13 protein-coding genes are annotated in these 11,624 nt (G+C 67.6%); 8 read left to right on the forward strand and 5 right to left on the reverse strand.

Annotated features, from left to right (window positions below; genetic code table 11):
• The first annotated feature begins 76 nt into the window (after nt 1-76).
• Nucleotides 77-1,204 carry a porin gene (locus TK49_RS02775; protein WP_045785344.1) on the forward strand — a complete coding sequence of 376 codons (1,128 nt, stop codon included), beginning with the start codon at nt 77-79 and terminating at the stop codon, nt 1,202-1,204.
• Between the two features lie 18 nt (nt 1,205-1,222).
• Here TK49_RS02775 and TK49_RS02780 read toward each other — a convergent pair whose 3' ends face one another.
• Nucleotides 1,223-2,272 carry an ABC transporter substrate-binding protein gene (locus TK49_RS02780; protein ID WP_045785345.1) on the reverse strand — a complete coding sequence of 350 codons (1,050 nt, stop codon included), beginning with the start codon at nt 2,270-2,272 and terminating at the stop codon, nt 1,223-1,225.
• A 146-nt stretch (nt 2,273-2,418) separates the two neighbouring features.
• Between TK49_RS02780 and TK49_RS02785 the strand changes: the two genes are divergently transcribed.
• Both TK49_RS02785 and TK49_RS02790 read left to right on the forward strand, forming a co-directional pair.
• Nucleotides 2,419-3,099: a response regulator gene (locus tag TK49_RS02785; RefSeq protein ID WP_045785346.1), complete on the forward strand. Its 681-nt coding sequence runs from the start codon at nt 2,419-2,421 to the stop codon at nt 3,097-3,099.
• Complete coding sequence (locus TK49_RS02790) at nt 3,077-4,531, forward strand: sensor histidine kinase (RefSeq protein ID WP_045785347.1); 1,455 nt, start codon at nt 3,077-3,079, stop codon at nt 4,529-4,531. The genes TK49_RS02785 and TK49_RS02790 overlap by 23 nt, the downstream gene beginning before the upstream one ends.
• 128 nt (nt 4,532-4,659) lie before the next feature.
• Here TK49_RS02790 and TK49_RS02795 read toward each other — a convergent pair whose 3' ends face one another.
• The 4 genes from TK49_RS02795 to TK49_RS02810 form a co-directional block, all read right to left on the reverse strand.
• Nucleotides 4,660-4,866, reverse strand: coding sequence for a hypothetical protein (locus TK49_RS02795; RefSeq protein WP_045785348.1), 207 nt, complete (start codon nt 4,864-4,866; stop codon nt 4,660-4,662).
• A 24-nt stretch (nt 4,867-4,890) separates the two neighbouring features.
• A complete protein-coding gene (locus TK49_RS02800) occupies nt 4,891-5,433 on the reverse strand; it encodes a DUF4142 domain-containing protein (protein ID WP_045785349.1) in 543 nt (180 codons plus the stop codon).
• A gap of 25 nt (nt 5,434-5,458) precedes the next feature.
• Entirely contained in the window at nt 5,459-5,851 is a 393-nt protein-coding gene (locus TK49_RS02805; protein WP_045785350.1) for a DUF2795 domain-containing protein, read from the reverse strand.
• 123 nt (nt 5,852-5,974) lie between these two features.
• A complete protein-coding gene (locus TK49_RS02810) occupies nt 5,975-6,457 on the reverse strand; it encodes an RrF2 family transcriptional regulator (RefSeq protein WP_045785351.1) in 483 nt (160 codons plus the stop codon).
• Nucleotides 6,458-6,670: 213 nt separating this feature from the next.
• Here TK49_RS02810 and TK49_RS02815 point away from each other — a divergent pair, with 213 nt between their 5' ends.
• The 5 genes from TK49_RS02815 (at nt 6,671) to TK49_RS02835 (ending at nt 11,623) form a co-directional block, all read left to right on the forward strand.
• Nucleotides 6,671-7,876, forward strand: coding sequence for a globin domain-containing protein (locus TK49_RS02815; protein WP_045785352.1), 1,206 nt, complete (start codon nt 6,671-6,673; stop codon nt 7,874-7,876).
• A 21-nt stretch (nt 7,877-7,897) separates the two neighbouring features.
• Nucleotides 7,898-9,118 (forward strand): NnrS family protein, encoded by a 1,221-nt coding sequence (locus tag TK49_RS02820; protein WP_045787712.1) that lies wholly within the window; start codon nt 7,898-7,900, stop codon nt 9,116-9,118.
• A 45-nt stretch (nt 9,119-9,163) separates the two neighbouring features.
• Nucleotides 9,164-10,621: a MocR-like pyridoxine biosynthesis transcription factor PdxR gene (pdxR, locus tag TK49_RS02825; protein ID WP_045785353.1), complete on the forward strand. Its 1,458-nt coding sequence runs from the start codon at nt 9,164-9,166 to the stop codon at nt 10,619-10,621.
• A gap of 86 nt (nt 10,622-10,707) precedes the next feature.
• Entirely contained in the window at nt 10,708-11,145 is a 438-nt protein-coding gene (locus TK49_RS02830) for a carboxymuconolactone decarboxylase family protein (RefSeq protein WP_045785354.1), read from the forward strand.
• Nucleotides 11,146-11,194: 49 nt separating this feature from the next.
• Nucleotides 11,195-11,623 (forward strand): hypothetical protein, encoded by a 429-nt coding sequence (locus TK49_RS02835; RefSeq protein WP_045785355.1) that lies wholly within the window; start codon nt 11,195-11,197, stop codon nt 11,621-11,623.
• Nucleotide 11,624: the final 1 nt, after the last annotated feature.

The following is an 11,624-nucleotide window of genomic DNA, read 5'->3' on the forward strand; positions in this document are numbered from 1 at the left end:
GACCCACCGCCGTCGCGCGTTTTCCGAAGCCGGCACCACGACCGGACACCATCACCCACAAAGGAAGGAGACTTCAATGTCCCGCATCAAGTTTGCCCTTGCGGCAACAGCAGCTGCGGCGGCCACGCTGGCCACCGGCGCCCACGCCCAGTCGTCGAACGTGACGCTCTACGGGCTGATCGACACCACCATCAGCACCGTCAACAACGCCAATGCCTCGGGCGCGCGCCTGACCGGCTTCCAGGTGCCCTGGTTCTCCGGCAGCCGCTGGGGCCTGACCGGCAAGGAAGACCTGGGCAACGGTCTGTCGGCCATCTTCAAGCTGGAATCGGAATTCGAAACGCCCACCGGCAACATGGACACCCCGGGGGTGCTGTTCAACCGTGATGCGTGGGTGGGTTTGTCGAGCGAATCGCTCGGTAAGCTGACCTTTGGCCGCCAGAACGCGATTGCGCGCGATGTGTCGGGCATCTACGGCGACCCGTACACCAGCGCCACCGTCACGCTGGATGAAGGCGGCTACACCAACGTCAACAACTTCAAGCAACTGATCTTCTACGCAGGTAGCGCCACGGGCACGCGTCTGAACAACGGCGTGGTGTGGAAGAAGCTGTGGGACGGCCGCTTCTTCACTGGCCTGGCCTATCAGTTTGGCGAAGTGCCGGGTCAGTTCACGCAAGGGACCACCGAGTCGCTGGCCCTGGGCTACAACGGCGGCAACTTCAACCTGGCCGGCTTTGCGCAACAGGCCAAGGTGGGTGGCTTCATGGACCGTTCGTATTCGGTGGGCGGCAACGTGATCTTCGGCATGTTCCGCGTCAATGCCGGCTACTTCCACTACACCGGCGAGCAGCCGGCCGCGATCGGCAACCGCAGCGACAACGCGTACACCGTGTCGCTGAAGGTGGCGCCCCCAGGCGCGTTCGACTACGAAATCGGCTATCAGATCATGAAGGCCAACAACGCCGCCTTCAGCTCCGACGGCAACACGCTCAACGCGTATGCCAGCGTGGTCGGCGCGACGGCAGCGGGCAGCGGTCGCAAGAGCACGCTGTACGGCTCGGTGTTCTACCACGTGTCCAAGCGTACGGAGTTCTACGTTGCGGCCGACTACATGAAGCTGAAGGATCAGTACATCGTGGGCGGCACCAACGGCCACAACAGCCAGACGGAGTTCGGCGTCGGTATGCGCACGCGCTTCTAAGCGAGGGTTTGGCTGGAGCTAGCGGCGCTCGCGCACCTGATCGACAAACTTGTTGGTATAGGTGCGCGAGAGGTCGATGTGCTTGTCGCGCGCGTTGGCATTGCTGGCGGCGAGGACGCGCAGGACGGTGGGTGGGCCGTCGTCCGGCATGCGTCCGTCGATGCTGAAGGTGGGCAACGCGGCGGCAAGCGCTTTTGCGTACAGCTCGGGATGCTCGCGCCGGAATTCAGCCGGCATGCGGGCGGCAATGTCTTCCGCGCCATGCGTGTGCATGTAACGCAGGGTGCGCACGAAGGCGCGGGCCAGTTTGGCGGCGATGTCCGGATGCGCTTCCAGCCATTCGGTCTGCAGATACAGGCACGCGGCCGGATACGGGCCGCCCAGCGCGGCGCGCGTACTTTCCAGCGTGCGCAAGTCGAGCAGCACGCGGGCTTCGCCGCTGTGCATGAGGCGCGAGACCGTCGGGTCGGTCGTCATGCCGGCGTCAATGCGGCCGTTGCGCAGTGCGTTGACGAAGCTGCGCTCGGCGCCGACCGGCAGCATGGTGTAATCGCCGGCCGCCAGCCCCTGCTGCGCCATCAGGTAGCGCGTGAGAAAGCTCGTCGATGCGCCCAGCCCCGTCACGCCCAGCGTGCGGCCGCGCAGGTCGCGCATCGACTGCACGGCTGCCGGCAACCGTGTCGAGACGACTTCCGCTTCGCCCGGCACCTGGCTGAATACGACGATGGCACGCACTTCCTTGCCCTTGGCCTGCAGGTCGATGGTGTGGTCATAAAAGCCGACTACGCCTTGCGCAAAGCCCGTTAGCAGTTCGCTCTCGGCATCGACGCCGGCGGGTTGCGAGAGCAGTTCCACTTCGAGCCCCTCGTCGCGGAAATAGCCCAGGCGCTGCGCCAGCGTCGCGGGCAGGTAGATCATCTTGGCGGTGCCGCTGACCATGAGCGTCAGTCGCGTCGGGTCTTGGGCGAGGGCGTGTGACGCTGCCACTGCCAGCAGGGCAGCGAGCCACGGCGTGATCCAGCCCCGGAGGCCGCGTGCGCGAGCGCTCCTGCAGGTAAAAACACCCATTGAGTTGTCTCCGGCTCTTTTGTAGATATCGGTATCGCGCGGTCCGGATCTGGTGAGTGATGCCTCCGGCGCGCGTAGGCAGCCGCCACCATTCTAGGAAGCGGCAACCCACAAATCGCTTTCATTTTCGGACGCGCTGTTTTCGCATGAAGCTGCTCCTGATCGAAGACAACGCCCCGCTGGCGCACTGGCTGTCTGAAGCCCTGCGCCGCGCCCATTTCACCGTGGATCACGCCACCGATGGCGAATCCGCCGACACGTTGTTGCTCACGCAACACTACGACGTGGTCCTGCTCGATCTGCAATTGCCCACGTTGTCGGGGCAAGGCGTATTGCAACGTTTGCGCGGACGGCGCAACGCCGTGCCGGTGCTGATCCTCACGGCCAGCGGCGGGATCGACGACAAGGTCGCATGCCTGGGTGCCGGCGCGGATGACTACCTCGTCAAGCCGTTCGAGATTCGCGAGTTGATTGCGCGGATCCAGGTGCTGGTGCGGCGCAGCGCGCCCGACCAATCCGTCGAGCTGCAATGCGGCGACCTGACGTACCACACCGGCAGCCGCACCTTCAATCTGGCCGGCCAGCCTCTGGTGCTGCCTGCGCGCGAGCACACCGTGCTGGAAATCCTCATGCTCAAGCTCGGGCGCACGGTCTCCAAACCGGCGCTGGTGAACGGCGTGTTCGGGATGGACGACGAAGCCAGCCCCGAGGCCATCGAAATCTACATCCACCGCCTGCGCAAGAAGCTGGAGCATTCCGCTGCCACCATCGTCACGCTGCGCGGCCTTGGTTACCTGCTGCGCGATGCCTCCGCTGCGCAGTCCTGATCCAGCGCCAGCGCAGTCCGGCCCCGCCCCCGCGCGGGCGCACAGCCTGCGTGCGCGGCTGGTGTTGTGGCTGGCATTGCCGCTGGTCGTCTATGTGGCGGCGGACGGCTGGCTCGATTTGGCCGCCGCACGCCACAACGCCGATCTCGTGCACTTTCACGCGCTGGACACGGCCGCGCAGATGATCAGCGGCCAGGTCGAATGGGACGAAGGCCGCTTGCGCGTCTCGGTGCCGCCGGCCGCGCTGGCGGTGTTTGCCGCGCCCGAAAGCCCCGTGCGCGACCAGGTCACGTACCAGGTCAGCACCGAGCATGGCCGGCTGCTGGCCGGACGGCTCGACTTCGGCACGCGCCCCGCGTTTGATGCGGCGGGCCTGGCGGACGCCGGCACCTACACCGATACCGTAGAGGGCCGGCCTGTGCACGTGGCCGCCGTGGTGCGCACCATGTACGACGCGGGCCGCACCGAGCGCGTCGTCACGCGCGTCGCGCAAACCACGAACGGGCGCGACGCGATGATCCGCCAGTTGTGGTGGCCGGCCACGGTACGCCAGCTTGCGCTCGTGGGCCTGGCGCTGGCGATGATCCTCATCGGCCTGACGCTGGAGCTGCGACCGATCTTGCGGCTGGCCGGCAATGTGTCGGCACGCGCGCCCACCGACCTTGCGCCGCTCGACCCCGACGGCCTGCAGCACGAACTGCAGCCGATTGCCGGCGCGTTCAACCAGTACCTGCAGCGTATTGCCGACAACGCGCTCACGCAGAAGCGCTTCATTGCCGATGCTGCGCACCAGATGCGCACGCCGCTGGCGATTCTCGATACGCAGATGCAGGTGGCGGCGCAAGCCAACGCCGATGCCGCGCTGCACGAAGTCCTGAAGGCCGCGCGCACCAGCACGCGCAATCTGGCGGATCTCATCAACGACTTGCTGCTCTTGTCTCAGGCCGAAGCCTCGGCCGCGACGAGCGAGGTGGTGGACCTCTCACAGGTGGCGCGCACCGTGCTGGAAGACCTCGCGCTGCTGGCCGATGGCCGCCGGATCGATCTGGGCATCGAGCCCGCCGAGCAGCCTGTGTGGACGTCGGGCAACCGCACGCTGATCGCTGCCCTGCTGTTCAACCTGGTCGACAACGCCGTGCGCTACACGCAGGAAGGCGGCCACGTGACGGTGCAGGTGTCGGCGGACTACGGTTGGGCCATGCTGACCGTGATCGACAACGGCCCTGGCATTCCGCCCGAGGCCTATGCGCGCGTGTTCGAGCGGTTCACGCGCCTCGCGGTCCACACGCAAGGTAGCGGCCTCGGCTTGGCGATCGTGAGACAGATCGTCGACCGCATGGGCGGGCAGATTGCGCTCGCACCCGGCCCGGGCGGCCAAGGCCTTGCCGTGACGGTGTGGCTACGTCGCGCCGACGTGCCGCCGGTCGCATGATCCGCACCGCTGCGTGACTGCACCGGCACCAATGGCAGATCCGGACAGAGCCGCGCCACCGTGCCGCAGCCAAAACAAACGGCCCCGCAAAAGGGGGCCGCTGTCCGGCTGATGCATGCACGCCCAAGTCAGGGCGCGTCCTTGGAAGACGTATCGCGTTCTTCCTCGCCGAGCGGTTGGTGGTGCGATTTGCGGCCGCCCACCTCGCTCATGTCGCGCTCGCGCACTTCGGCTTCGCGCACGGTGGTGCCTTCTTCATCGGTTTCGGACACGTCGGTCAGATACGTGTCGTCGCCGGGCGGGTGCCCAGCGCCCTTCTGGTGTCGGCTGTTCATGATGGCCTCATCTCGGTGGGGTGACTACTTGGCGGGCTTCAATTGCTGCGCCATCTGCAGGTGCTCGCGCAGCGCCGGCAGGTTGTGCGCGAAGAACGCCTTGATATCCGGATCCTTCGCGTTCTTGGCGGCCTGGTCGAACAGGGCCACGGCCTCCTTGTGGGCCTTCACGCCGATCTCTTCGGCATAGGCCTTGTCGAACTTCGCGCCGTCCATCGCGCTCAGCTTGTCGACCTTGGCGCGCTCGTCCGGGGGCAGCGAATCGGGCACGGTGATGCCCTTCTTGCCTGCCAGGCTCTTCAATTCGTCGCCGACGGCGGTGTGATCCTTCACCATGCGCTGCGCGAAGGCGCGTACGTCTGGGTTGCTTGCCCGCGTGATGGCGGTCTGGCTGGCCTGCACTTCGAGCATGCCGGCCGCTGCCGCCTTGGTGACGTACGTGGTGTCGGCCTTGTCGGTGGCCGCCCCGGCCGCGCCCAGCGCGCCAAAGAACCCGAGGCTGCCGGCCAGGCATAGCGCCGCGATGCGTCGGGCGCCGAAGCGGTGCGTTGATGTGCTGTTCTGCATGGAATCGTCCTCCTGTGCGTGGCTGTCACATTTCGTGGCCGATGGCCTTGGAAACGGCTGCCGGCGTGTCGTACTCGTCGTCCGGCATGTCGCGCAGGGTCTGCAGGGTGCTGTCGTCTGCACCGTTGGCCTGCGCCGTTTCCAGCAGGTCTTGCTTGCGCGCCGGGTACGAAGCCCCCTTCAGCGCCTTCTGGATGCCGATGGGCGAATGCTTGGCATGCTCGCGGGTGCCGCTGCCGCCATGTGCGCCGCGCTCGTTGGACTTGGCGCCCGCGCGTTCGCTCGATTTGCCGTGGCTGGCGTGGCTGCTGCGCTCCTTCGACGCGTCCTTCGATGCGCTGCTGTGCTTGCCGTGGGACGTCGATTTGGCATGCGATGCGTGCTTGCTCCTGTCGCTCTTGTCGCGAGTCGATTTCATGACACCTCCGCTGATCTGTTGAACGGGCCGACACCGGAATGGCGCGGCCGACAGCGGTTGTGCAGCACCGAACATGCCTGCCCGCAGGTCAGGAGGCAGACGCCGCAGCGGAGTGAGACGACGCTACGCGCGCGGCACCGCCTTGCCGGGCGCAACTGGCATGGGCAGCGGTGTGGCAGCTCCCAGCACACGGCTCACAGCGCGGGGCTTGTCGACGAGATCCTGCAGCGAATAGCGATCGAGCACATCAAAGTACGCCTGCAACGCCGCGTGCAGCACGCCGCGCAGGCCGCACACGCGCGTGATGACGCAGTGGTTCTCGTCGGCATGGAAGCACTCGACCATGCGGAAGTCCGGTTCCGTGGCGCGCACCACGTCGCCAAGGTTGATCTCGGCAGCCGGCCGGCCGAGCGTGATGCCGCCCGCGCGGCCGCGCACGGTGCGCAGAAAGCCGTCCTGCCCCAACTGCTGGACGATCTTGATGAGGTGGTTTTTCGGAATGCCGAAGGTGTCCGCGATGCGCTGGATCGTGACGAGCTCGTCCGGATGCACGGCCACGTAGATGAGCGTGCGCAGGGCGTAGTCGGTGTAGTCGGTCAGTCGCATGGCGGGCTGCGGAAAACATTCAGAAGAGCCGAATCTTATCGGGGAAGCCGCCCGGGCGATGCGCCGCTTTGCCGCAGTTCATTTTGTTGTATTGCAAATGCATCTTTAATAGAATCCAACGCAAGCGGTTGCCTGGTTCGCGGGCACGTCGGCACGCAGGCTGGCGCTTCCGCGTTTTATTTGATGCATCTACTACGCATATTTGGAGCCAGCATGCTGTCCGAAAAGTCCCGGCCTTTCATTGACGCCAGTGTTCCCGTCCTGCGCCAGCACGGGCTGACGATCACGCAGACGTTCTACCGCAACCTGTTCGCCAGCCATCCGGAGCTGACGAACGTGTTCAACATGGGCAACCAGGCGAACGGGCTGCAGCAGCAATCGCTGGCGTCTGCCGTGTTTGCGTACGCCGCCAACTACGGCAACAACGCGGCGCTTGCGCCGGTGGTCAACCGCATCGTGCACAAGCATGCTGCCGTGGGCATCAAGCCGAGCCACTACCCGATCGTTGCGCGCCACCTGCTTGGCGCGATTGCCGAGGTGCTGGGCGACGCCGCCACGCCCGAGCTGATCGCCGCCTGGGACGAGGCGTACTGGCTGCTGGCCGCCGAGCTGATCGCCGCCGAAGCACGCCTGTACCAGCACAGCGGCAGCGGCCCGGACCACCGCCAGCCCGTGCGCATTGTCGAACGTCGCGAGCAGGCGATCGACGTGGTCTCGCTCACGCTCGAAGCCGTGGGCGATGCCCCGCTGGGCGATTTCCTGCCGGGCCAGTACATCTCGGTGCAGGTGGAGCTTGCGCCGGGCGTACTGCAGCAGCGCCAGTACAGCCTGTCGGATGCGCCGAACGGCCGCACGTGGCGCATCTCGGTCAAGCGGGATGCCGGCGATGCAGACCGCCCTGCCGGGACCGTGTCGAGCTGGCTGCATGCCAACGCGCGCGAGGGCCAGGTGCTGCTCGTCAGCCGGCCCTATGGCGATTTCGTGCCGCAGCTCGCCACCGGCAATCCCATCGTGCTGATGTCGGCCGGCGTCGGCATCACGCCGATGATCGCGACGCTGAACACGCTCGCGCAGCAGAACAGCGCGCGCAGGGTCGTGTTCGGCCATGCCGACCGCGCCGCATCGCACGTCGCCCACGCCGACGATCTGGAGCGTGCCGCGCAGGCGTTGCCGGCGTTCGAGGCGCATGTGTTCCTCGAATCGGGCGAGGCCGTCGAGTTTGCCGCGCGTCCGGCGCAGCCGGGCCGCATGGCGGTCGACGCCTTCCTGCGCGATGACACGACCGATGCGGATTTCTACCTCTGCGGCCCGCTGCCCTTCATGCAGGCGCAACGCGCGGCGCTGCTCGCCAATGGCGTGCCGGCCGAGCGCATCCACCGCGAGGTGTTCGGGCCCGACCTGCTTGACGACATCCTTTAAGTGCGCCCGCCGCCCAACACCATGTCCCGCCCAGCCCCGGTGCAACGGATCCTTGCCGGCCAGCCCGCCGTGGACGGCCGCCCACGTTACGCGGGGCCGCCCATCCTGGCGCTCGGCTTCCGGCCGTTCTATCTGCTGGCGGCAGCGTTTGCCGCGCTCGGGATGGCGCTGTGGGCGGGGTCGCTGCTGGGGTGGCTGCCCGCGGCGCTGGGCCCGTCGACGATGGCGCCGCTGTTCTGGCACGCGCACGAAATGGTGTTCGGCTTTGCTGCTGCCGTGGTGGTCGGCTTCCTTTTCACCGCCGGCAAGAACTGGACGGGGCTGCAGACGCCGCGAGGCATGCATCTCGCCGCGCTTGCCGCGTTGTGGCTCGCCGCGCGCGTACTGATGTGGACGGGCCCTGCGCCCTTGGCTGTGGCGGTGGACGTGGCCTTTCTGCCGCTGTGCGGCGTGACATTCCTGCGCATCCTGCGGCGCGCGAAAAGCGTGCGCAACTACGGCCTGGCGATTGCGCTGCTGGTGCTGGGCACCATCAACGCCGGCTTCCATGCGGCGCTCCTCTGCGGCGAGCCCCTCGTCGCGCTGCGTTGCCTTGACGCGGCGGCGGGCCTCGTCTGCGTGTTCGTCACCGTGATCGGCGGGCGCGTGTTCCCGATGTTGACGGCCAACGCCATCCCGGACCTGCGCGTCCGCACCGTGGTCTGGGCGGAGCGCGCGATCGTGCCTGCAACGGCCCTGGCCGTGGTGGTGCTGGCGGCGCCTGTGGAAGGCATCGTGCCGGCCATTGTGTTCGCCGCGGCGGCGGTGCTTCACGGCGCCCGCTGGAGCGGCTGGGATACGCGCCGCACGTTGCGCACGCCCATGGTCGCCATCCTGCATGTGGCCTATGGGTTCTTGCCGATCGGCTTTGCGATGCTGGCGGCCGCGGCGCTTGGCTGGGGCAGCCGCTCCACCGCGCTGCATGCCCTGACCGCAGGCGCGATCGGCTGCGCCATCGTCGGCATGATCACGCGCACGGCACTGGGCCACACCGGCCGGCTGCTGCGCACGGGCGGCGCCGAGAACTTCGCCTACGCCGCCATCGCGCTGGCTGCCATCGTGCGCGTTGCCGGGCCGGCGCTGCTGCCGCGCGGCGTGTGGATCGGCGCGGCCAGCGCGTTGTGGGTCGCCGGGTTTGCGGCCTACCTGTGGCGCTACACCCCGTGGCTGATGACCGCGCGCGTGGACGGCCGCGAGGGCTGAACGTCGCCGTAGAATGGCGCAGCCCACTCGCCCACTGCGCCCACGATGGATGTCCATCTGACGATCCACGGCCGGCATGACCTTGCCGGCCAGCTCTATCGGCAGCTCCGCACCGCCATCCTCGATGGCCGGCTCGTGCCGGGCGAGCGGCTACCCTCCACGCGCGACCTTGCGCTGCAGATCGGCGTATCCCGCAAGACGACGCTGGACGTGTTCGAGCGTCTGGTGGCGGAGGGCTACCTGCAATCGCGCCCCGGCTCGGGCACGTTTGTCGCCGAGGCCGCCGAAGGTTTGCGTGCGCGCACGCCGCCGGCATCGGCCGCCGCCCAGCTCGGCTCGCCCACGCCGCCGGTGCGCCGGTTTGACACGCCGTGGAACGAGGTGCCGGCCGTGCTGCCGATGCCGCGCGCCAACGTGGTGTACGACTTTGCCGGCGGCGTGACCGAGAAGCGTCTCTTCCCCTTCGACGCATGGCGCCGCTGCGTGGCGCACGCCCTGCGCCAGCAGGCACGCGGGCGCGGCGGCTATCACGATCCGGGCGGGGACCAGGCGCTGCGGCTGGCGGTTTCGCGCTATCTCGCCTTCAGCCGTGCGGTGGTGTGTGCGTGGGCGGACATCATCGTCACGCATGGCGCGCAGCAGGCCATCGACCTCATCGCGCGGGTGCTGGTGCGCCCCGGCGATACGGTGGCGGTGGAGGACCCCGGCTATCCGCCCGTGCGCATCGCTCTGCAGGCGCTCGGCGCGAACGTCGTGCCGGTGCCGGTGGATGCGCAGGGCTTGGTCGTCGAGGCGCTGCCGCCGCAGGCCAGGCTCGTCTACGTGACGCCATCGCACCAATTTCCGCTTGGCATGCCGATGAGCCTCGCGCGCCGCGCGCAACTGCTCGACTGGGCGCAACGTCATGACGCGCTGATCGTCGAAGACGATTACGACAGCGAATTCCGCTTCGACGGCCGCCCGATGGAATCGCTCAAGAGCCTCGATGCCGCCGGCTGCGTGGCCTACGTGGGGACGTTCTCCAAGACGATCTTCCCGGAGCTGCGCATCGGCTACATGGTGCCACCGGCCTCCCTGGTGGCGCCGCTGCGGCACGCCAAGCAGGTGGCCGACTGGCACAGCGAATCGCTCATGCAGGCGGCGCTGGCCAAGTTCATGCTCGATGGCGATTTCGCCAAGCACCTGCGCCGCATGCACAAGGAATATGCGGCCCGGCGCACGGCGCTGCTGCGGCATCTGCGAGGCCCGCTGGCGCCGTGGCTGGCACCGTTGCCGTCTGCCGCGGGCATTCACATGGCGGCGCGCGTGCAGGCGCGGCTGCCGGAAGCGGAGCTGCTCCAGATCGCGCACAGCGTTGGCGTGGGCCTGTACGGCACGGCGCGGATGTTCGTGGCGCAGCCGCCGCAGCCCGGCCTGCTGCTCGGCTACGGGCATGTGAACGTGGCGGAGATCGACACGGCGCTCGGCAAGCTGGCAGAAGCGCTCGGCAAGGTGGCTACCTGATATTCACGCCGATTGGCGATTCCACGGCGCCACGGTGGACCCTAGACTGCCTTCGATCCTCCAGCACGAAACCCCAGGAGCCCGCCATGGAACCCCGCCTCGATTTCTACCAGAGCAACCCCGCCGCCATCCAGGCCGTCATGGGCCTCGAAAAAGCCCTGGGCAAAAGCTCGCTCGAAAAACCGCTGACCGAACTCGTGCGCCTGCGCGCCTCGCAGATCAACGGCTGCGCCTATTGCGTTGACATGCACAGCGCCGATGCGCGCAAGGCCGGCGAAGACGAGCGGCGCCTGGCCGCGGTGTGCGTCTGGCAGGAGACGCCGTTCTTCACCGACCGCGAACGCGCCGCGCTGGCGTGGACCGAGGCCGTCACGCGCGTCGGCGAAACGCGCGTGCCCGACGACGTGTGGCAGGCCGCGCGCGCGCAGTTTTCCGACGCCGAGCTGGTCGACCTGACGCTGCTGGTCTGCACCATCAACACGTGGAACCGCCTGGCGGTCAGTTTCCGTAAACTGCCGGCCTGAGCGCCGCCTATACTGCCCGGCACCGGCGCGCGCCGCACACGGAGGCCTCATGCTGCACAACGTCCGCACCCTGAGCATCAACGTCGAACGCCACTTTGACGACGTGGCCGCGTTCCTCGCCGAGCCGCTGAATTTCCCGATCTGGGCGACCGGCTTGTCCGAAGGGCTCGCACCCGGCACGCAGGGTTCTGGCGCGGCGCCTGACGAATGGATTGCCAAGGCGCCTGCCGGCACCGATGGCAACGTGTTCATCCGCTTCAGCCCGCCCAACGACTTCGGCATCGCCGACCACTGGGTGCGGATGCCCGACGGCAATGTCGTCTATGTGCCGCTGCGCGTGGTGCGTAATGGCCCCGGCACCACGGTCTCGCTCACGCTGTTTCAGCAGCCCAACATGGACGACGCGCAGTTCGAAGCCGATGCCGAATGGGTGCAGCGCGACCTGGTGAAGCTCAAGACGGTGCTCGAAGCCGAGTAGC

The organism is Ralstonia mannitolilytica (assembly GCF_000954135.1).
GTDB lineage: Bacteria > Pseudomonadota > Gammaproteobacteria > Burkholderiales > Burkholderiaceae > Ralstonia > Ralstonia mannitolilytica.